The sequence below is a fragment of the Ruegeria sp. E8 genome (assembly GCF_056533985.1).
In genome coordinates this window covers 56,325-77,401 of the sequence record NZ_JBQFOY010000002.1, presented here as the reverse complement: position 1 = coordinate 77,401, position 21,077 = coordinate 56,325, and the positions used below count along the sequence as shown (strand labels likewise).

The following is a 21,077-nucleotide window of genomic DNA, read 5'->3' as shown; positions in this document are numbered from 1 at the left end:
AATTCGGGTCAGCGGTCAAAGCCGCCGATTTGTTGGTGAAAGACCGCACCTACCGGAGACAACGCGGCGCGCAGGTCGTCATTCGCAGGTCCGTACACGTCCAACTGAACAGGAGTCAGAAGCGACAGGAAACGGTCTGCGAAATTTGCACCGAAATTTTGCATGTGGATCATTGCATCATCGGAACTGGCATAGCGTTCGTAGATGTGGACCGTGTTGTCGGTCAGGTGCCACTCATAGCTGTTGGCACCGGTTTCCTGCAACGTGGCTTCGACCATCTCAGCCATAAGGGCCTGGAACTCGGCTTTCTTTTCGGGGTTGAGGTTCAGTTTCAGCAGCCAGTAGATATCGTCGGTCATCGTCGCTCCGCCACGTTGAGGATATGCTGCGACGACTTTTTCAAGACCCCGCGCAACTTAAAGACAGCCCCCGACGCGAAGCAGGGGCTGTCGCTCTTAATAAAGATCTTAGCCGTCTTTCTGGTCGTAGGCCGTGCCCCAACCCCATGCGCCCGAACCGAAGCCGCGCGCGACGACACGTTCGCGGTAAACGGCAGACACCACGTCGCCGTCACCAGCGAGCAGGGCCTTGGTGGAACACATCTCGGCGCAGATGGGCAGCTTGCCCTCGGCGATCCGATTGCGACCGTATTTGGCGAACTCTGCGGTCGAGTGCGTTTCCTCGGGGCCGCCGGCGCAGAAGGTACATTTGTCCATCTTGCCGCGCGATCCGAAGTTGCCCGCCTGCGGGTATTGCGGCGCGCCGAAGGGGCACGCGTAGAAGCAATAGCCGCAGCCAATGCACAGGTCTTTGGAGTGCAGGACGACCCCTTCTTCGTTCTGATAGAAGCAGTCGACCGGGCACACCGCCATGCAAGGCGCATCCGAACAATGCATACAGGCCACCGAGATCGAGCGTTCACCCGGGTTGCCGTCATTGATCGTCACCACCCTGCGGCGGTTGATGCCCCACGGCACCTCGTGTTCGTTCTTGCACGCGGTCACGCAGGCGTTGCACTCGATGCAGCGTTCAGCGTCGCAGAGAAACTTTGCTCTAGCCATTAATCGTCCTCCTTACGCTGCCGAGATTTTGCAGAGAGTACATTTCGTCTCTTGCATCTGGGTTACTGAATCGTAGCCATAGGTCTGGGCGGTGTTGGAACTTTCACCCAAGACATAGGGATCGGCTCCTGCGGGATATTTGTGCCGCAGGTCCTCGCCCTGGAAATGGCCGCCGAAGTGGAACGGCATGAAGGCCACACCGGCACCGACCCTGTTGGTCAGCATTGCCATCACCTTGACCTTGCCGCCTTCCGGACCTTCGACCCAGACCTGTTGCCCGTCACGGATACCAAGGTTGTTGGCATCGCGCGGGTTGATCTCGACGAACATGTCCTGCTGCAGCTCGGCCAGCCACGGGTTCGACCGGCTTTCCTCACCGCCGCCTTCATATTCGACCAGACGACCTGACGTCAGGATTATCGGGTAATCCTTTGAAAAGTCGTTCTTCTGGATCGAAGCGTAAAGGGTGGGCAGGCGATAAGCCTGACGGTCTTCATAGGTCGGATAGTCCTCCACCAGATCGCGCCGGTTGGTATAGAGCGGCTCACGATGTAGTGGGATCGGATCCGGGAAGGTCCAGACGACCGCGCGGGCCTTGGCGTTCCCGAAGGGCGCACAGCCATGCTCAATCGCAACACGCTGGATACCGCCGGACAGGTCGGTTTTCCAGTTTGTCTCTGGTCCCGCAACAGCGTCTATAGCTGCGCGTTCCTCGGCTGTCAGGTCGCCGTCCCAGCCAAGGTCCATCAGCATCTGCATCGTGAATTCGGGATAGCCGTCCTGAATTTCCGATCCAACACTATAGACCCCTTCGGCCAGAAGGTTGTCGCCATCGCGCTCCACGCCAAAGCGGGCGCGGAAGGTCAGGCCGCCTTCGGCCACCGGTTTCGACATGTCATACAGGTTTGGTGTCCCCGTATGACCCATCTCGGCCGTTCCCCAGCAGGGCCAGGGCAGACCGTAATACTCGCCGTCGTTTGGTCCGCCAATGGCTTGCAGCGTGGTTCTGTCGAACGTGTGCTGGTTGGCCATGTGGCTTTTCAGACGTTCCGGCGACTGACCGGTGTAACCGATGGTCCAGAGTCCCGCGTTGAATTCACGCGTGATGCTTTCAACATTCGGGGTTTCCGGGTCTTCCATCTCGATATTGCGGAAGAACCGATCCGCCCAGCCGAACTTGTTGGCGAACTTGGCCATGATGACCTCGTCCGGCAGGCTTTCGAACAGCGGATCAACCACTTTGTCGCGCCACTGCAGCGACCGGTTCGACGCCGTGACCGAGCCACGGGTTTCGAACTGTGTGCAGGCGGGCAACAGATAGACGCCATCGGTGCGGTCATGCAGAACGGCGGAAACGGTGGGATACGGGTCGATCACGACCAGCATGTCCAGCTTCTCCATCGCCGTCTTCATCTCCGGGCCTCGCGTTTGCGAGTTCGGAGCGTGACCCCACAGCACCATGGCACGGACGTTGTTGTCCTGATCCATGTTGGCCGGGTCTTCGAGAACACCATCGATCCAGCGGGAGACCGGGATGCCGCGCTCGTTCTGCAGCGACTTGTCCTTGCCTTCCTTGTCCTTGATTGAAGCGAACTGACCAGCCAGCCATTCCGGTTCTTCACCCCAGACTCGTGCCCAGTGACCCCATGCGCCTTTCGACAGGCCATAATAGCCGGGCAGGGTGTGGGACAGAACACCAAGGTCCGTCGCGCCCTGAACATTGTCATGGCCGCGGAAGATGTTGGTGCCACCACCCGAGGTGCCCATGTTGCCAAGCGCAAGCTGAAGCACGCAGTAGGCGCGGGTGTTGTTGTTGCCGTTGGTGTGCTGCGTGCCGCCCATGCACCAGATCACCGTGCCGGGACGGTTGTTGGCCATGGTGCGCGCAACACGCTTGAGCTGCGAGCCGGGTGTGCCGGTGACGCGCTCAACCTCATCAGGAGTCCATTTGGCGACCTCTTCCTGAATCTGGTCCATGCCCCAGACACGGGTGCGGATGAACTCTTTGTCCTCCCATCCGTTGTCGAAGATGTGCCACAGGATACCCCAGATCAGAGCAACGTCGGTGCCGGGACGGAACCGCACATACTCATCCGCATGTGCTGCAGTGCGCGTGAATCGCGGGTCGCAGACGATCAGCGGGGCGTTGTTCTGCTCTTTCGCGCGCAGAACATGCAACAGCGAGACGGGGTGCGCCTCGGCCGGGTTGCCGCCGATGATGAAGATGGCACGCGAGTTATGGATGTCGTTGTACGAATTGGTCATGGCGCCGTAGCCCCATGTGTTCGCAACACCCGCAACAGTGGTCGAGTGGCAGATACGGGCCTGATGGTCCACGTTGTTCGTGCCCCAATAGGCGGCGAACTTGCGGAACAGGTAGGCCTGTTCGTTGTTATGTTTCGCGGACCCCAGCCAGTATACGCTGTCCGGCCCGGATTCTTCGCGGATATTCATCATGCCGTCGCCGATCTCGTTGATCGCTTGATCCCAGCTGATGCGTTTCCACTCACCACCTTCCTTTTTCATCGGATATTTCAGGCGGCGTTCGCCATGGGCATGCTCGCGGACCGAGGCCCCCTTGGCACAGTGCGCACCCAGGTTGAACGGGCTGTCCCAGCCGGGTTCCTGCCCGACCCAGACGCCGTTCTGCACTTCGGCGACGACTGTACAGCCGACCGAGCAGTGGGTGCATACGGATTTGATATTCTCAACGGCGGTGTTGGCCGCTGTTTGGGCGCTGGCTGGCGTCACGGTTCCACCCGTGGCGCTGATCGCGGCAAGGCCGCCGATCGTCAGGCCCGAGCCACGCAGGAATGCGCGGCGATCGACGGTTTTCTCGCCGACCTGGGACAGGATACTTGTCCGCTGGGGGCGTCTCGCAACCCCGTTGGTCTTTTTCCTAAGCATTTCTTTCCTCCCTTGCGCGCCGTGTCAGCCACGGCTGGCTTGGTACTGCTAATGCCGACGTCAGGGCCAATCGCAACCGTCTGTCGGGGTGAAGGCGTCCGGTCATGAACCGGGTGCTTTCCTCGTGCTAGAAGCGTGTGCTTTCTATGTACGCGCGCGTGTGCGCGGTATCCTGAATGCGGGTTTCATCCGTCGGCAGCTCGGCTGCTTCGGCCTGTCCGCTCAGGCTGGCAGCGGCGACGGCAGCGGGGGCTGCGGTTCCGGCCAGTTTCAGGAAGTCGCGGCGGGTTGCGCCTTCTTCCTTGGTCTTGCTCATGGGCTCCTCCTGTCCCAATTGCGGTTTGATGCCATGGGCATCGGCGAAAGGCGGATTACTCCGCCGTCATTCGGAAGGCTTCGCGTTCGATCTCCATGAACACCCGACCGGCGGTGCCGACGGATGCATAGAGAACCGAGTTCTCGGCGGCTTCCAAATCCGAATAGAAATGCGTGGCCCAGGGGCCGATATGTTTGCTCCAGAACGCTTTCTGGTCTTCCAGAGAGGCGGGGGCGCCGAAACGCCCAACGATCATCCCCGCCATCATTTCCATCAGCGAGGCGATGTTGTCCTCGGGTTCGAACACGTTCTGGGCGCGGGTGATCCCACGGACCGCCATATCGTTGCGCAGTTGCGCCAAAGGTTTCTCGTTCAGGAACCCCGTCAGGTAGAAGCTGGCATAGGGCAGCAACTCGCCTCGGCCCAGACCGATGAACAGTGCGTTGAATTCGCGTTCCGCAGCGGCGGGTTTGGTGACTTTGGCCACCCGCGCCATGGCCTGTATTGCCTGACCAAGATCGGTGTCGTCCCCGGTCAAACCCGCCATCTGTTCCAACAGCATCTGATCCGGCGGTCCTGACAGCAACAGCCCGAGAAAGTTGTAGAAATCCGCGCGCAGGCGATCCTCGGCCGAGACATCCATGTTTTGCGCGTTGCTTGCGGTCATTCGGTCATCCTTCAAATTCAAAAGTCATGCGGCGTGGGGCCGGGGGCAGATCGATGTCTTCCGGCTCATCAGCCTGAGCCACCTGCACAGGCTGGGGCACAGGTTCCGGTTCAGCCGGTTCAAGCTCGGATTCCGGGTCGTCGCTTTCGTCGGCGATCTCTTTAATCTCTTCCGCCTCGGCAGCGAGCGCTTCGACATGGGCCAACATGCCTTTACCCACCTGATAGGCTGTCTGGATATTTTCGATCACACAGGCGGCGTCGGTGTAATCTTCGCCATAGTCCACCAGCCCGTCGACATTGGCCAGGACCGGGTTCAATCGCCACAATCGCCGCAGCGCACGGCGGCGCAGGCGATCGGGAACGGCCTTGGCCATGAAGCCTGAGACATCGTCTCCGGCCTGTAACTGATCGGGGTCGGGCAGGTTGAATTCCGCGAGAATTTCGGCGTCGGTTTTTTCTTCCAGTTCCGCCCGCTGTTCTGCGATGGCCTGTTCCTGCGCCGCTACAACCTCAGCTTCGGCCTCGGCCTGAACCGCTGCCTTCCGGCGCGACCAGAAATCGCGGGCTTCGGTCATTGCAGTACCCTCCGCGGGGCACGGTAGACATCGGATGTCTGCCGAATGCGCGCGTCGCCCTTGCCGTCTTCTACCAGATCGGTCCGCTTCTTGTCGCGACGGCGTTTGACGAAGACTTCGTGCTGATGATGCTTAAGGGTGAAATCTCGCACCCAGGCGATCAGCCCTTCGGTCATGGGGATTTTCTCGACAATCTCTTCACCTGTGTCCGCGTAATCCTGCCCTTCGAACGGAGAGGCAGTGATCAACACCGCGTTCAGAGGGGTGTCGCCCTTCAGCTCATCCCGCAGCACCAGGTAAATAGAAGGTTGGCCATCGGAAAGGTTGACCATATAGGCCTCGGTTTCGTCGGCCCAGAGGGTAAGGGGGAGGGTGGCGGCATGATACTCCACGGCATCGCCTTCGCGGCGCAGTTCCTGCCACTCGGCAGGCCCCGCGCCAGGTAACAAAGCCACCGCGCGCCAATTCCATCGAGCCCAACGGGTGACCCCGGGCGTTTTGCGCACTATGACGCCAACCGGCATTTCGATCTGGCTTGCGGCCTTGGCCACTGTTTCCTCCCCGAAAGGCTCTCCCCTGCCTTTCCCAGTCCACTATGGTACACAAGTTAGCTTCGTGCCAAGTCCACGCCCTACGACTTTGGTCGTAGTTCGGGGTAGCAACTGCGTGATCAGGTCCAAAGAACGCTTTTGTTTCATGACATTTTGCTGCGGAATACAGCCCTGTACCTGACATTCGGCGAGGGGTTGAAGTTGCCGTGCCGGATGTACAGCCTAAAGTGCATGAGATCGGGACCGTGTCCCGAGGGAGGGGACATGGGTACGAAACTACTGCTATGCGATTGCGCCGGTACTCAGGCGCTGGACCCGGACAGGATCGAGAGCGCCTGTGGTATCAGCTGTTCCAAGGTGCATACCGCGCTTTGCACGACCGAACTGCAATCGGCCGCGAAGTTGATGCAGGATGGCGAAACGGTTGTTGCCTGCCAGCAAGAGCAGGAGGTGTTCCAATCCCTTGCCGAAGACCTGAACATCGACGCGCCCGGATTTGTCGATCTGCGTGACCGGGCCGGATGGTCCGATCAGGGCGCTGATGCGACCCCGAAGATGGCCGCCCTGGCAGCCGAGGCGCTATTGCCGCAACCCGTGACGCCCAGCGTGGATGTTTTCAGCGAAGGCACCTGTTTCATCATCGGTCCAGGCGCAGTGGCCTTTGATCTGGCAGAGCGGTTGGCAGGCACTTTGGCAGTGACTGTTCTGACGACGGAACAATCTGAACCTGTCTCGCGGGCTTTTGATGTGGTTCGGGGAAGGCTGCGCTCTGTTTCCGGTGCGCTTGGTGGGTTTTCGTTGCATTTGGACGAGCTGCAGCAGGTCGTGCCCGGAGGACGCGGCGCATTTGCATGGACTGACCCAAAGGACGGGGCGCATTCGGCCTGCGACATTATTCTCGATTTGACCGGCGGTACGCCTTTTGTGCAGGCCCCGACCAAGCGCGAAGGCTACCTGCGGGCCGATCCAAAAGATGCCGTCGCAATCGAACGGCTGGCCTTTGAGGCCGTGCATCTGGTCGGGACATTCGAAAAACCCCTTTATGTACGGATGGAAGAAACCCTTTGTGCCCATTCCCGGGCCGAACAGGTGGGGTGTTCCAACTGCCTGGACATCTGCCCAACCGGAGCGATTACCCCCGCGGGCGAGCATGTCGCAATCGATCCAATGGTCTGTGCGGGCTGCGGGGCGTGTGCTGCCCTGTGTCCCTCGACGGCCATAACCTACGAGGACCCAACCGTTTCGGCGCTGTTGTCGCGGATGCACATTCTGGCGCGCACCTATCGGCGGGCGGGCGGTACCGCGCCCCGGCTGCTTGTGCATGATGCCCATGGGGCCGAGATGATCCGGTTAGCAGCGCGGTTCGGGCGTGGTTTACCTTCGGCTGTTATTCCGTTGGAAATGAACGTTATATCCGGTTTCGGACATGCCGAGATGCTGGCGGCTTTGGCGCATGGTTTTGCCCGGGTGGATGTGCTGCTCGCCCCAACGACCGAACGAGATGCTTTGGTCCGTGAACTTGAACTGGCACGCGCTATCGCAGGCTCGGACGGGATAGGTCTGATCGACGAAGCTGACCCCGATGCCATGGCTGCGCTGCTATATGATCAGGCAGTACCGCAGCCGTTGGGTGATCCGGTTTTGCCGCTGGGCAATCGCCGGCAAATCGCGCGTTTGGCGGCGCAGGCGTTGAACCCTAAGGCTGACGCACCGTTGCCGTTGCCGGAGAACGCGCCTTATGGGGCCGTCGCGGTAAATACGGACAGCTGCACCCTGTGCCTCAGCTGTGTGTCCCTCTGTCCTTCCGGTGCTTTGATAGATAACCCGGACATGCCGCAACTGAACTTCCAGCAGGACGCCTGTCTGCAATGCGGTATGTGCAAGACCATATGCCCCGAAGATGCAATCACTCTGGTGCCACAGCTGGATCTGAGCGATGTGGCTCTGTCACAGCAGGTTCTAAACGAGGAAGAACCCTTTGCCTGCGTGGAATGCGGGGCGCTGTTCGGGGTGAAATCCACCGTTGAGCGGATCATGGAGAAATTGTCAGGCACGCATCCGATGTTTGCCACATCTGATCAGGCACGGATGATCCAGATGTGTGACAATTGTCGGGTGAATGCGCAATTCAATCAGCAGGACAATCCGTTCCAGTCAAACCCAAGACCTCGGGTTGTCACCACCGAGGATTACTATTCGGACAGAAAGGATCACTGAAGCTGGAGCGGAGCCCCCAGATCAGCCGCGTCGATATGCGATACAAAAGCAAGGATCGCATCGAGATCGTCCAGCGTCATTTCGACCGGGTGGATGGGCGAAGGACGCTCGGGGTCAAAGGGGGGCGTCAGACCGTCGATTTGGGTGAAGGCAGGATGGGGGTTCAGCGCAAAGAACGCCTCAAACCGCTCAGTCCAGTCTGGCATTGCCCGCAAAACGGCAAAAGAGGGGGTCGATCCCAACCCGTTCATACGGTTCTTCGGTCCGATGACATGGCACCGCCCGCAATGGGTCATCGACAGCTCCTCGCCCAAGGCGGTATCGCCATCGACGGTGCCATCGGATTGCGCAGCTGTGATTTCGAAACTCGCAGAAAATGGCGCACCTTGCGCCGGGGCAAAGTTCTCGACCGTGCGTTTGCCGATATCCGACTGCAGCCAGTCGAGAAAACGGGCCTGACGGTCATTGTCTTCGATGCGCAGATGATAGATCACCCCGTCGCGGGCAAAGACCGGGTCACCGGGCGGCGCAGTTTCCAGCACCATAACCCCTGCATCATCCGCAATAACGCGTATCCCGGTCTTGAGAGAGAAGCGAGGAAGGATATGTTGCAACAGACCGGAGTCGTTCACCTCGGCCGGGGCCGCAAGGCCAATCGCCTCCTGGGACAAGGAAGGGGTGGCAGAGAGCGTCAGGCTCAGGCACATAAGGACAAAGCGCATGGCTCAGCGTAACTTTGCCGGGCGGGATGCGTCAAATAAACAGAAAGAGACGGAGACACATGCAATGAGCGGCGACCAGAATACGTCGATACGCACGCCCCTGTCAGCAGGGCACATACTTGGGAGAAAGGCATGAGTGTTCGTGACGCGGTTCTGGCGAACCTGAAAAAGATCACCGACCCTGTGTCAGGGCAGGATATTGTCAGTGCGGGTATCGTACGTGCATTGAATGTCGAAGGTGACACCGTGCGCTTTGTGCTTGAGATCGATCCAAAGCACGCCGAAAAGATGGAGCCCGTGCGCGCCACCGCCGAGAAAGCAGCGCAAATGGTAGACGGTGTGGCCACCGTCTCGGCCATGCTGACCGCGCATTCCGACAAGGCACCGCCCGATCTGAAACCGAAACCCAAGCCCTCGCAGACTGGGCCGCAGCCGGTTCCGGGTGTGGATCGGATCATTGCAGTAGCGTCAGGTAAAGGCGGTGTCGGTAAGTCGACCGTTTCGGCCAACCTCGCCTGTGCACTCGCTGCCGAAGGGCGACGTGTGGGTCTGCTGGATGCGGATGTTTACGGGCCGTCGCAACCCCGGATGCTGGGTGTCTCAGGCCGCCCGGCCAGCCCTGACGGCAAGACGATCCTGCCGTTGCGCAACCATGGCGTCACCATGATGTCGATGGGTCTGATGACCAATGAAGGTCAGGCTGTTGTCTGGCGCGGTCCGATGCTGATGGGGGCCCTGCAACAGATGATGGGGCAGGTGCAGTGGGGCGCGTTGGACGTTCTGATCGTCGACCTGCCGCCCGGTACCGGGGATGTGCAACTGACGTTGAGCCAGAAGTTTCAGGTGGACGGTGCCATCGTGGTCTCAACCCCGCAGGATGTGGCGCTGATCGACGCCCGCAAAGGGATCGACATGTTCAACCAACTCAAGACCCCGATCGTTGGGATGATCGAGAACATGTCCACGCATATCTGCTCGAACTGCGGACATGAAGAGCACGTGTTTGGTCATGGCGGCGTGGCCTCTGAAGCCGAAGCGCTGGGCGTGCCGTTGCTGGGTGAGATTCCGCTGCATCTGGAGATTCGTGTTGCCGCTGATGGAGGCGCGCCAATCGTGGTCAGCAAACCCGACAGCCCGCAGGCCGAGGCGTTCCGCAAGATCGCCCGCGACATGATCGCCAAAGGCAAGGCATGAGCGAACCGGTCTTTCCCCCCTTGTTGACGGGCCACCCGGTTCAGGGTGGGGAAGACCCGTTCGAGCGCGCGCAAGCCATGGCGGCGCTGGGCTGTGATGCCGGGACGGTGGTTTACAACATTCAGGCCGATTTCCTGCGGGTGGCGATTGTTTTCGCCCCCGAAGTTCCTCTGCACGATGCGATGGCGATGCTGCCGCTTTGCGCCGTAGGGTTCCAGAACGCGCTGGGCGCGCTGGCCCCGCCCGAAGTCGCGGTTCATCTGGGGTGGGATGGCCTGATTTGCGTGAACGGGGCCCGCTGTGGTCGGTTCCGAATTGCGGCCTCTACCACGGTTCCCGAGGAAGAGCCGGACTGGCTGGTCGTTGGTTGGGAATTGACGTTGCTGCAAACCAGTGACGCACCGGGTGAAAATCCCGATATCACAGCGCTTTACGATGAAGGCTGTGCCGAGGTTACGGCCACGCAACTGGTCGAAAGCTGGTCACGTCATATGCTGACCTGGCTCAACCGTTGGCAAGAGGATGGCAACGCCCCTCTGCACGCCGAATGGATGGGCCTGCTGCGCGGGGTCGGGGAACCGTTGATTGATGGCGGAGTGTTCCTTGGAACAGATGAGCGGTTCGGGATGCTGATCCGCGATGGCGTCGACACGCATCTGCGCCCCCTGACTGAATTGTTGGAGAACGGATGATGAAACTGGCCCGAGCGATCCATTTCGATGAAAGCGATATGAACGTGTTTCATTCTCCGGCCCGCACTGGTGAGTGGTGCGTTTCTGGCGGGTTCGAGTTTTCGAACTGGGGCCAGGGCGATCTTGAGGGCAAAGCGCGTCAGGCCTTTGCCAATGGTTGGCTGGGGTTGGAAACCTTTGGCCGGGTGACCTTTGTCGCCGTGACTCAGATCGAAGCTGCAGAGAAAGATCAGATCACGCGCAATCTGGCCGAACATTTTGTGCAACTCTACGGCGCGCCCTCGGTCGAAGCGGCAATGGGTGTGGCGCAAGCCGAAATCGATCACATGTCGGAACTGTGCGATGACCATGCCGCCAACACGCTGCTGACTGTGGCCCGAGAGCTGACCGAGACAGGAGTGCATGAGGCCTTTCGCGTGATCACTCCGCAAGACGCACAATTGGAGGCGCTGGCGGTTCACGGCTCGCTGGACGATTAAATCAGGTCGACGAAACCACCGAACTGTCCGCGTTTGAAGATCAGGCCCTTACCTGTGCGGTACATCACCTGATCCACTTGACCCACGATGATCAGATGATCCCCGGCATCGTGACGGGCGTGCAAGCTGCAATCAAACCGTGCCAGACAATTTGCCAGTTGCGGGCGGGACGCCTCATCAGCGACCCAGTCCGCATGAGAAAAATCCGTACCGTCGCGGGCGAAACGCAGTGCCTGATCCTGCTGCTCCTGCGCCATGACGTGGATCGAATAGTGATCACAGGAACTGAACGTATTGAAACGGTTCGATTCCTTGGCCAGACACCATAACACCAGTGGCGGATCCAACGAGACCGACGCAAAGGAATTCACGGTGATGGCGCGCGGGCCTTTTTCGGATTGCGCGGTTATCACAGTGACGCCTGTGCCAAAGCATCCCAACGCCTCGCGGAAGGCCGGGCTTTGATCAGGCGAGGGTGTGAAGGTCTTTTCGGTCATTGCGCGCTTATTCCTTGGCCGCGCATCAGGTGCCATGCGCGGCCCGGATTGTCCATGGAAAGCTGACTGCTGTTTGCAATTTTAACTGTCAGTTCAGGTCTTCCAGCAAACGCCCATGCTTGCGGGTTTCGATAATCACCTCACCAAACGTCGTCAGGCCTCGGGCCTGCAGGATCGGCAGCATCTTGATCAACGCCTCAGCCGTGGCCACCGCATCGCCCAGAGCTGTATGACGCAGTGCTTCGGGAATGGTGATTTCCAGCCTTTCGCACAAGGCGTCCAATGTGTGTGTGTCGCTGGCTCCGAACAGCACTGCGGACAGCAAAACGGTGTCGAGTATCGGATGATCCCATTCAACATCCATCTGTTTTGCGTGACGACGCAGAAAGGCCATGTCGAATGGGGCGTTATGCGCCACGATCACCGCATCGCGCGAAAACTGGTGGAACACGCGCCCGGCTTTGGCAATATCCGGCGCGCCCTGAACCATGCGGTCGCTGATCTTGTGTACCTTGGTCGAGGCTGCCGGAATCGGTATGCCCGGATCAACCAGCATGTCCAGATGCTCACCCTGAACAATCTTGCCGTTCAGAACGCGTACCGCGCCAATCTGTACGATCTCATCCTTGTGCGGCAGCAGGCCGGTTGTCTCGGTGTCGAAGACCACGAAACACAGTTCCGACAGGGTGCGATTTTCAAACGCGTCATCCCCCGGCGTGTCGAGCAGTTCGAAATCATAGACCAGTGGGCGGGCCTCATCGGGTGACATGTGCAGGGCGCTGTCTTCGAAGACCAGCATATAGCCGGGCGCATCCCCCAGCGGCTTCATCCGGGCGGAATAGGTCTGCCGACCGTCAACGCTGGACAGGGTGCAATAGACGTCCTTGCCGGTTTTACTAAGTTGAGCGTAAGCGTCTGTCAGGCCCGTGGATTCGAGATACTCGAACAATGACGCATTCAGGCGAGGATGCGCGATTTGCGCCAGAACCTCAGCCGCCTGCCCATCGTACAGAACGATCTGATGCTTCGGGCTTGCCAACAGCATGGCAACAGGGATTTCCGTCAAAAGGGCAGTGAGGCGCTGTTTCTCCGCTGCCAGATGGGCGGTTTCTGACGCCACCGCCTCGGCGGTGCGCATGGCGTTCGAGGCCAGTTGTTCGGCCAGCCCCGCCGCAGCAGGGCCGAGATCACCCAGATAGCGTGCGGCCTGCATATCCAGATCCGTGCTGACACCAGCATGGGCACGGGCGCGCAGCTGGGCCGAAAGGCGTTCGATCGGTTTGGCGACATTGTCATCGAACAGCAGCCATACACCTGCGATCAGGGCCAGCAAACCAAACCCGATCAGAATTTCGGCGAAGATGAAGTCACTGAACAGATCGGGGTTTCCTGCGCGGGAATAGGCGACCCAAAGCGCCACCGCGCTGATCGCTATTCCACCTAACGCCAGCAAACAGAAGAACAGAAAAATCCTGAGTCTCAGGCTCAATCCGGTTAGCATGATCAGACCCCGCAGGTGGCCTCGATTAGGGGATCGTTGGCTTCGGCTGAAATCCAGTCGGCATTTATCAAGCGCCCGTCATCGGCAAATTCCGCGCCGTCGACCAAGTTGGCTCGGCTATTCTCGGCGCAGTTTACAGCCACGGGCAGTTTCGAAACCGGTGCCCAGCGTCCGAATAAATATAGATCGACAAGTCGTTGATCCGGAACGTTTTCATTGGTGCGTACCGATACGGTGTCAATAGCAGCAAATCGGTCGACGAAGGGTACAGCATAAGTCCAGGGGCGGTAAAAAGCGCGGCTTTCAACCTCTTGCACGATGGCCATTTCGTCGGGCAGCTGGTCGCGCGTACGGTCGTACCAGGAATACTCGCTGGTGATGGTCATGCCGATCATCCCCAGACCGGCGGCAACCGGAGTGGTCCATTTCGGCAAACGCCCACCAGTCAATTTGTTCAGCACAAGAACGATGCCTGCAAAGGCAAAGCCCGCAAAAATGGTGCCGATCAATTCCAGAAACATATGGTCTCTCCGTTCGTCTGACGTATGTCAGCCCAGCATTCCCTTGCCGTGGCCAACCGCCGATTGCATCGTTTTTACCACCACGAAGGCATCGCGTAGATGACTTCGCTCAAAGTCTGACAAGTCGGACGGTGGCAGATAGTTGTCGGGTTTCTCGCCTGATTTGACCAATCGAACCTGATGTTCCAACCGGGTTTCGGCGATCAGGTCATAGGCATCAAGCAAGTCACGAGCCCCCGAGGGGCTGAGCACTCCGCTGACCTCGGCGGCTTTCAGGCGGGCGCGGGTGTTGGCCTCGGTCAGTTCACCTTGCAGGCTGTAGATGCGCGCCAGATCGACAACGGGCACAACCCCGTTGTGCTTCAGGTCCAGCGTGTTGCGGTGTTCACCAGAGCGGATCGTGGCGAAACCGCGCAGCAGACCCAGCGGAGGTGTGTGTTTCAGCGAGTTCGAAATCATGTGCGCCACAAAGATCGAGTTCGCCTTGGCGGCTGCCAGAGTGTCGGCTTGCAGGTCTGCAAACAACTCAAACGCACCACCAATGGGGCGCAGGTCAAACATGACCGAAGCCAACATCTGCGCCTCGGGGTTCGGCTTGGCGATCCAACCTTTGAAATAATCGCGCCAGACGTGTACAGGCTGACACCAGCGCGGATTGGTCGCCATCATGTCACCGGGGCAATAGAAATACCCGCAGGTGTCCAACCCATCCGAGACGAATTTGGCCAGTTTGGTGAAATAGGCCATATCGGCATCGGTAACGCTGTCGTCCAGCATCAGGCAATTGTCCTGATCAGACACGCCTGTTTGTTCCTGTCGCCCTTGCGAGCCGCAGGCCAGCCACAAATACGGAACCGGGGGCTGGCCCAGTTCGGCTTCGGCTAAAGCCAGCAGACGGCGGGTCACTGTGTCGGCAATATCGGTGATCAGACGGGTGACAATTTCGTGCCGGTTTCCACCAGCGACAAGCTGAACCAGCAGCTGCGGGATTTCTTCGGTCACTCGGGCCATTTCACCCGCTGTGTCAGCCTGAGCAATGCGGCGTACCAGTTCGGCCGAGTTCACGGCCTGATAGTGGGTCAGATCGGTCTGCGTCACGATTCCGACCAGACGACCGCCTTCGGAAATCGGGATGTGGCCTATGCCTCGCTCCATCATGATGTGCAGAACATCCGACCCGATATCGCTGGGCGACAGTGTAATCGGATTGACGGTCATGATTTCGGAAATCGGTGTGGTCGGCGGCAATCCGTCAGCAACATACTTGCCCGAGATATCCCGCAAGGTCGCGATACCTTTTAAACTTTCTCCATCTGTCACGCAGAGCGACGAGATATGTTTGTCCCGCATCATTCGTGCCGCTTCCTGGACAGGAGTATCCACGGGGCAGGTGGCCGGGTTATGCGCCATCAGAACGTCGATCGAACTGGTTGCAAGGCTTTGAGGGCCGCTGCGATCACCCCGGGTCCGATTGAAGAAATTGGCGACGACATCATGCCCGTCAATCAGCTGCCTCACCAGATCCGGAGGCAGAACCATCAGGACAGACGGTGTATGCGCACGGGCTTTGGTGGCGGCCTTGCCGTCTTTCAGCAGACCGCGCTCGCCAAAGGAATTGCGCAATCCCAGATGAGAGACGACGGCACCGTTCTCATCGGTAATCTCTACCTGTCCTTCGTAGATGACAAACACCCCGGGCAGCGTGTGGCCCAACTCATAGACCGAAGCGTCTTCTTCAACCTCCCAGACCTCGATCTGTTTGACGACCTGATCCAGAGCGTCCGCGGGCAACGCATCATAGGGATGAACGGATTTCAGAAACCGGGCGATTTCATCGTGGGACAGGGGCATTGTTGTCTCCGGTGTTCTGGTGAAAAAAATCCCGCCCAGTGGTATGCCGGGCGGGAACAGTGGATCGAAAGACGCGGTCGAAGGCAAGAACCAACGACCGCATCATGCTCACTTGTTCTGAGCTGCGCCCGCACCACGGGGAATGCGCACGCTTTCGACCAGATCCTTGATCTCCTGCGGGGTCTCTTTGGTCATGCCTGCAACAACGTAGGCAACGCCGAAGTTGATCATCGCCCCGATTGCGCCGAACGAAGTCGACTTGATCGGACCCAGCAGCGGGTCAGCATCGGTGAACGAGTTGGTGCCCGGAATGAACAGCCAGCCCTTGTGCAGGAAGATGTAGACCAGTGTGACAACCAGACCCGCCAGCATACCAGCAACCGCACCGGTGTTGTTGATGCGGGTCGAGAAGATCCCCATCATCAGCGCCGGGAAGATCGAAGCTGCCGCCAAACCAAAGGCAAGTGCCACGGTTTGCGCCGCAAAGCCCGGTGGGTTCAGACCCAGATAGGTTGCAACAACGATGGCTACGGCCATGGCGATACGTGCAGCCAGCAGTTCACCCTTTTCAGAGATTTGCGGGTTGATCGCACCTTTGACAAGGTCGTGGGACACCGCCGACGAGATCGCCAGCAACAGGCCCGCAGCGGTCGACAGAGCAGCCGCAAGACCACCGGCAGCGACCAGACCGATCACCCAACCCGGAAGGTTGGCGATTTCGGGGTTGGCCAGAACCAGGATGTCACGGTTGAACTTGGTCAGCTCGTTTCCAACCCAGCCTTTTTCTTCTGCGATTGCAGTCATGGCTTCGGACTTGTCGTTGTAGTACTGGATCTTGCCGTCACCGTTCTTGTCTTCCCAGTCCAGCAGACCGGTTTTCTGCCAGGTTTTCATCCAGTCATAGCGCGGATCGGTGTCGATTTCCTCGACCGAGACAGCGCCACCTTCGATGCCACCATTGGGCCACATCATGTCGGTGATGTTCAGACGCGCCATTGCGCCAACCGCAGGGGCGGTCAGGTACAGCAGGGCGATGAAGACCAGAGTCCAGCCGGCGGACCAGCGTGCGTCAGACACTTTCGGCACGGTGAAGAAGCGCATGATCACGTGCGGCAGACCGGCGGTACCGATCATCAGCGACAGCGTGAACAGAACCATGTTCAGCGTGTTCGAATGGTGCGCCGTATACTCGGCAAAGCCCAGCTCGGTCACGATCGCGTCCAGCTTGGTCAGCAGCGGCTCACCACTTGCAGTGTCGCTGAACAGACCCAGCGCCGGAACCGGCGTACCTGTCAGCTGCAACGAGATGAAGATCGCCGGGATGGTGTAGGCGGTGATCAGCACGCAGTACTGAGCAACCTGTGTGTATGTCACACCTTTCATCCCGCCAAACACCGCGTAGGCAAAGACCACACAGGCACCGATCAGCAGACCGGACGTGTTGGACACCTCAAGGAAGCGGCCAAAGGCCACGCCCACGCCGGTCATCTGACCGATCACGTAGGTGACCGACGCAACGATCAGACAGATTACCGCAACGACACGTGCGGTCTGGCTGTAGAAACGGTCGCCGATGAATTCCGACACGGTGTATTTACCGAACTTACGCAAATAGGGCGCAAGCAGCAGTGCCAGCAGCACGTAGCCACCGGTCCAACCCATCAGGAAGGTCGAGTTGTCATAGCCGGTAAAGGCAATCAGGCCCGCCATCGAGATGAACGAGGCCGCAGACATCCAGTCCGCCGCTGTTGCCATACCGTTGGTGACCGGGTGAACGCCACGACCGGCGGCGTAGAATTCCGATGTGGAACCTGCGCGGGCCCAGATCGCGATGCCGATGTATAGCGCAAAGGACGCGCCAACAAACAGCAGGTTGATGGTAAACTGATCCATAATCCCCGCTCTCCCTTACTCTTCGTCTACGCCGTATTCGGCGTCCAGCTTGTTCATGCGCCAGGCGTAGTTGAAGATCAGCACCAGGAAGACCAGGATCGATCCCTGCTGAGCGAACCAAAAGCCCAGATCGGTTCCGCCGACGGCGATGCCCGACAGTAACGGACGCAGCAGAATGCCGAATCCAAACGACACCAGCGCCCAGATCGCGAGGCTGATGTAGATGAGGCGCAGGTTGGCCTGCCAATAGCCCTTATCGGCTTCGGCAGTCTGCGCGGAGTTTGTTGAATGATCCGCCATTGCGGGTTCCTCCTTAGCTTCCTCGTTGGGCGACCCGTGCCCAAATCCTCCAGTGACGCGAGCCGCTTCTCGATTGTGCCCGATACCCCTTGGCATCAGGCAAAACTTCTCCGGTCCGCCAAGGCGGTCTTTTGAAGTATTCTTTTTAGGATCAAAGCCTTGCGGCTTATCTCCTCCCCTTAACTCATCGTGTTGCCGACGATCCCTTCGAGATCGTTGGCGATGTCTTCGATCCTGCCCATGGCATTCGTGCGCTGAAGCACGCCCTGACCGTCGTAGTAGGTGATCAGCGGAGCGGTCTGCGCGTGATACGCGGCCAGGCGTGAGGCCACGGTTTCGGCATTGTCATCGGCGCGGCGCTTGAATTCGGTATGGCCGCACTTGTCGCATTTGCCGTCTTCCGCAGGCTTCTTGAAGCGGTCATGGTACCCTTCGCCGCAACCGGCACAGGTGTAGCGGCCCGAGATGCGGATCACCATTTCGGCGTCTTCGACCTCAAGGCTGATCGCCGCGTTGATCTTCTGGTCGGTCGACGCCAGCAGACCGTCCAGTGCCTCGGCCTGAACCGTTGTGCGCGGAAAGCCGTCCAGAATGACGCCCTTGTCGCAATCGGGCTGAACCATGCGGTCGCGCAGGATGGCAATGACGATCTCATCGCTGACCAGATCGCCAGCTTCCATGACGGCCTTGGCGGCAAGGCCGGCTTCGGTGCCTGCGGCAACGGCTTCGCGCAGCAGGTCTCCGGTGCTGAGTTGTACAAGCCCGAACTTCTCTTCCAGCATACGCGCTTGCGTGCCCTTCCCGGCGCCCGGAGGGCCGAGAAGGATCAGAACGGTGGGTGTGGTGATCGTGGCAGCGTCCATCACATCCTCACTTGTTCGCACGGTTTTCGATCAGGTCTTCAACAACCGATGGATCGGCGAGCGTCGACGTGTCACCCAGGCTGCCAAAATCGTTTTCGGCAATCTTGCGCAGGATACGGCGCATGATCTTGCCCGAGCGGGTTTTAGGCAGGCCAGGGGCCCACTGTATCACGTCAGGCGAGGCAATCGGGCCGATCTCGGTCCGGACCCATGTGCGCAGTTCCTTCAGCAGTTCGTCCGAAGGCTCGCGGTCATTCATCAAAGTGACATAGCAATAGATGCCTTGTCCTTTGATTTCATGGGGGTAGCCGACTACGGCGGCCTCGGCCACGGCAGCATGGGCGACCAGCGCGCTTTCGACCTCGGCAGTGCCCATACGGTGCCCGGACACGTTGATCACGTCATCCACGCGACCGGTGATCCAGTAATCGCCATCCTCATCGCGTCGGCAGCCGTCACCTGTGAAGTAGTAGCCTTTGTAGTCCGAGAAATAGGTCTTCTCGAACCGTTCGTGATCACCCCAGACGGTGCGCATCTGACCGGGCCAGCTGTCTTTGATGCACAGAACGCCCTCGACCCCATTGCCTTCAATCTCGACGCCGGACTGCGGGTCCAGCACCACGGGTTCGATGCCAAAGAAGGGCTTCATGGCCGAGCCGGGCTTCATCGCGTGCGCACCGGGCAGAGGCGTCATCAGGTGACCGCCGGTTTCGGTCTGCCACCAGGTGTCCACGATCGGGCAATTCCCCTTACCAACAACTTCGTTGTACCAGTTCCAGGCTTCTGGGTTGATCGGCTCGCCAACAGTCCCCAGAACCTTCAAATCACTCAGGTCACATTTCTCGACAAATTCGGTGCCTTGACCCATCAGCGCGCGGATCGCTGTGGGAGCCGTGTAAAACTGGTTGACCTTGTGCTTTTCGCAAACCTGCCAAAAGCGGCTGGCATCCGGATAGGTCGGAACCCCTTCGAACATCAGCGTCGTCGCGCCGTTGGCCAGAGGGCCGTAAACGATATAGCTGTGGCCCGTAACCCAACCCACGTCCGCAGTACACCAGTAAACATCGCCATCGTGGTAGTCGAACGTGATCTCATGGGTCATAGACGCATAAACCAGATAGCCGCCCGTTGTGTGCACAACGCCCTTGGGCTGACCGGTCGAGCCGGAGGTGTAGAGGATGAACAATGGGTCTTCGGCGCTCATCTCGGCAGGCGCGCAATAGTCATCGGCCTCAAGCGCCATTTCGTTATAGTCGTAGTCCCGTCCGTCAATCCATGTGGTCTGACCGCCGGTCCGCTTGACCACAAGGCATTTCACGCTGTCCTTACAGTGCAACAGTGCCGCATCCGCGTTTGATTTCAACGGTGTCTTGCGACCGCCGCGCGGTGCTTCGTCAGCGGTAATCACAACCTTGGCGTCACAACCATTAATGCGTGCCGCCAGAGCATCCGGTGAAAATCCCGCGAAAACAATAGAATGGATCGCGCCGATCCGCGCGCAGGCCAGCATGGCATAAGCGGCCTCGGGGATCATCGGCAGGTAAATGACAACACGGTCGCCTTTCCGCACGCCCAGAGATTCCAGAATGTTCGCCATGCGGCAGGTGCGGCGGTGCAGCTCGGCGTAAGAGATATGCTGGGCTGGTTCGTTTGGATCATCCGGCTCCCAAATGATCGCGGTTTGGTCGCCACGCGTTTTCAGGTGGCGGTCCAGACAGTTGGCGGACACGTTCAGCGTGCCATCGGCATACCAGTTGATCTTAACCGAACCAAAGCTGTAATCGACGTCCTTGACCTTTGAGAAGGGCTTGATCCAGTCGACGCGCTTACCTTGTTCGCCCCAGAAGGTATCTGGATCATTGATCGAGGCGGCGTACATGTCGGCATATTTTGCAGCATCGACATGCGCACGTGCGACGGTTTCTGCGGATGGCGGATATGTCTTGGCATCTGCCTGGGCAGCGGTGGTCATCTTTGAGGCTCCTCCCTCTGGACTGGATTGCTTTGGGACATTTTTTGCCGGTCGCTTAGGCAATGTCGATCCCGTTCCTCCCCAAGACCGAATATTACCGCGTTCAGAAAATAAATAAATAAATTGCCGTAATCCTTGAATTTCTTTGTAAAGAAATTTCTGTTTTAGGGTGATATTTGTAAATGAAGTCAAGAAATCTGAATAAAGATGAGCTAAAACAAGAGAATAGATGTAACAAGCGACTGGCGCGCTGTGCGGCGATTGCAAGAGCAAGGACCAGTCGCTCGCTATCCTTC

General features: G+C 59.0%; 20 protein-coding genes. 4 read left to right on the top strand and 16 right to left on the bottom strand.

From position 1 onward, the window contains the following. Nucleotides 1-8: 8 nt before the first annotated feature. From ACR0LF_RS03980 to ACR0LF_RS03950, 7 genes are all read right to left on the bottom strand, one after another. On the bottom strand, nucleotides 9-359 hold the full coding sequence (locus ACR0LF_RS03980) for a putative quinol monooxygenase (protein ID WP_480575286.1): 351 nt from the start codon (nucleotides 357-359) through the stop codon (nucleotides 9-11). 108 nt (nucleotides 360-467) lie between these two features. After that, nucleotides 468-1,061, bottom strand: coding sequence for a formate dehydrogenase FDH3 subunit beta (fdh3B, locus tag ACR0LF_RS03975; protein ID WP_010439472.1), 594 nt, complete (start codon nucleotides 1,059-1,061; stop codon nucleotides 468-470). A gap of 12 nt (nucleotides 1,062-1,073) precedes the next feature. Continuing rightward, entirely contained in the window at nucleotides 1,074-3,968 is a 2,895-nt protein-coding gene (locus ACR0LF_RS03970) for a formate dehydrogenase subunit alpha (protein ID WP_480575283.1), read from the bottom strand. A gap of 127 nt (nucleotides 3,969-4,095) precedes the next feature. After that, complete coding sequence (locus ACR0LF_RS03965; RefSeq protein WP_480575280.1) at nucleotides 4,096-4,284, bottom strand: ubiquinol-cytochrome c reductase iron-sulfur subunit N-terminal domain-containing protein; 189 nt, start codon at nucleotides 4,282-4,284, stop codon at nucleotides 4,096-4,098. A gap of 55 nt (nucleotides 4,285-4,339) precedes the next feature. Continuing rightward, a complete protein-coding gene (locus ACR0LF_RS03960) occupies nucleotides 4,340-4,951 on the bottom strand; it encodes a TorD/DmsD family molecular chaperone (protein WP_480575277.1) in 612 nt (203 codons plus the stop codon). A 4-nt stretch (nucleotides 4,952-4,955) separates the two neighbouring features. Further along, the gene (locus ACR0LF_RS03955; protein WP_480575274.1) at nucleotides 4,956-5,528 is read right to left on the bottom strand and encodes a DUF3306 domain-containing protein; all 573 of its coding nucleotides are present in this window, start codon (nucleotides 5,526-5,528) and stop codon (nucleotides 4,956-4,958) included. Then, nucleotides 5,525-6,079, bottom strand: coding sequence for a DUF3305 domain-containing protein (locus tag ACR0LF_RS03950; RefSeq protein ID WP_480575271.1), 555 nt, complete (start codon nucleotides 6,077-6,079; stop codon nucleotides 5,525-5,527). The genes ACR0LF_RS03955 and ACR0LF_RS03950 overlap by 4 nt, the downstream gene beginning before the upstream one ends. Nucleotides 6,080-6,343: 264 nt before the next feature. Here ACR0LF_RS03950 and ACR0LF_RS03945 point away from each other — a divergent pair, with 264 nt between their 5' ends. After that, nucleotides 6,344-8,296 (top strand): 4Fe-4S binding protein, encoded by a 1,953-nt coding sequence (locus tag ACR0LF_RS03945; RefSeq protein WP_480575268.1) that lies wholly within the window; start codon nucleotides 6,344-6,346, stop codon nucleotides 8,294-8,296. Here ACR0LF_RS03945 and ACR0LF_RS03940 read toward each other — a convergent pair. Continuing rightward, a complete protein-coding gene (locus ACR0LF_RS03940) occupies nucleotides 8,290-9,018 on the bottom strand; it encodes a c-type cytochrome (RefSeq protein ID WP_480575265.1) in 729 nt (242 codons plus the stop codon). The two genes, ACR0LF_RS03945 and ACR0LF_RS03940, sit on opposite strands and share 7 nt — an antisense overlap. 132 nt (nucleotides 9,019-9,150) lie before the next feature. Between ACR0LF_RS03940 and ACR0LF_RS03935 the strand changes: the two genes are divergently transcribed. The 3 genes from ACR0LF_RS03935 to ACR0LF_RS03925 are packed head-to-tail and all read left to right on the top strand — an operon-like array spanning nucleotide 9,151 to nucleotide 11,383. After that, nucleotides 9,151-10,212, top strand: a complete 1,062-nt coding sequence (locus ACR0LF_RS03935; RefSeq protein ID WP_480575262.1) for an Mrp/NBP35 family ATP-binding protein — start codon at nucleotides 9,151-9,153, stop codon at nucleotides 10,210-10,212. Further along, nucleotides 10,209-10,904 (top strand): biotin/lipoate--protein ligase family protein, encoded by a 696-nt coding sequence (locus ACR0LF_RS03930; RefSeq protein ID WP_480575259.1) that lies wholly within the window; start codon nucleotides 10,209-10,211, stop codon nucleotides 10,902-10,904. The genes ACR0LF_RS03935 and ACR0LF_RS03930 overlap by 4 nt, the downstream gene beginning before the upstream one ends. Beyond that, nucleotides 10,904-11,383 (top strand): DUF6505 family protein, encoded by a 480-nt coding sequence (locus ACR0LF_RS03925; RefSeq protein ID WP_480575257.1) that lies wholly within the window; start codon nucleotides 10,904-10,906, stop codon nucleotides 11,381-11,383. Before ACR0LF_RS03930 ends, ACR0LF_RS03925 begins: the two co-directional genes overlap by 1 nt. Here ACR0LF_RS03925 and ACR0LF_RS03920 read toward each other — a convergent pair. The 8 genes from ACR0LF_RS03920 to acs form a co-directional block, all read right to left on the bottom strand. Further along, complete coding sequence (locus ACR0LF_RS03920; RefSeq protein ID WP_480575254.1) at nucleotides 11,380-11,880, bottom strand: flavin reductase family protein; 501 nt, start codon at nucleotides 11,878-11,880, stop codon at nucleotides 11,380-11,382. The two genes, ACR0LF_RS03925 and ACR0LF_RS03920, sit on opposite strands and share 4 nt — an antisense overlap. A gap of 88 nt (nucleotides 11,881-11,968) precedes the next feature. Then, nucleotides 11,969-13,381: a 3'-5' exonuclease gene (locus ACR0LF_RS03915; RefSeq protein WP_480575251.1), complete on the bottom strand. Its 1,413-nt coding sequence runs from the start codon at nucleotides 13,379-13,381 to the stop codon at nucleotides 11,969-11,971. 2 nt (nucleotides 13,382-13,383) lie between these two features. Next, a complete protein-coding gene (locus ACR0LF_RS03910) occupies nucleotides 13,384-13,902 on the bottom strand; it encodes a hypothetical protein (protein WP_480575248.1) in 519 nt (172 codons plus the stop codon). Between the two features lie 27 nt (nucleotides 13,903-13,929). Then, complete coding sequence (locus ACR0LF_RS03905) at nucleotides 13,930-15,753, bottom strand: DUF294 nucleotidyltransferase-like domain-containing protein (RefSeq protein ID WP_480575245.1); 1,824 nt, start codon at nucleotides 15,751-15,753, stop codon at nucleotides 13,930-13,932. Between the two features lie 108 nt (nucleotides 15,754-15,861). After that, nucleotides 15,862-17,646, bottom strand: a complete 1,785-nt coding sequence (locus ACR0LF_RS03900; protein ID WP_480575242.1) for a sodium:solute symporter family protein — start codon at nucleotides 17,644-17,646, stop codon at nucleotides 15,862-15,864. Between the two features lie 15 nt (nucleotides 17,647-17,661). Next, nucleotides 17,662-17,946 (bottom strand): DUF4212 domain-containing protein, encoded by a 285-nt coding sequence (locus ACR0LF_RS03895; RefSeq protein WP_480532861.1) that lies wholly within the window; start codon nucleotides 17,944-17,946, stop codon nucleotides 17,662-17,664. 179 nt (nucleotides 17,947-18,125) lie between these two features. Next, nucleotides 18,126-18,809: an adenylate kinase gene (locus ACR0LF_RS03890; RefSeq protein ID WP_480575239.1), complete on the bottom strand. Its 684-nt coding sequence runs from the start codon at nucleotides 18,807-18,809 to the stop codon at nucleotides 18,126-18,128. Between the two features lie 7 nt (nucleotides 18,810-18,816). Further along, nucleotides 18,817-20,781, bottom strand: coding sequence for an acetate--CoA ligase (gene acs, locus ACR0LF_RS03885; RefSeq protein ID WP_480575236.1), 1,965 nt, complete (start codon nucleotides 20,779-20,781; stop codon nucleotides 18,817-18,819). Nucleotides 20,782-21,077: the final 296 nt, after the last annotated feature.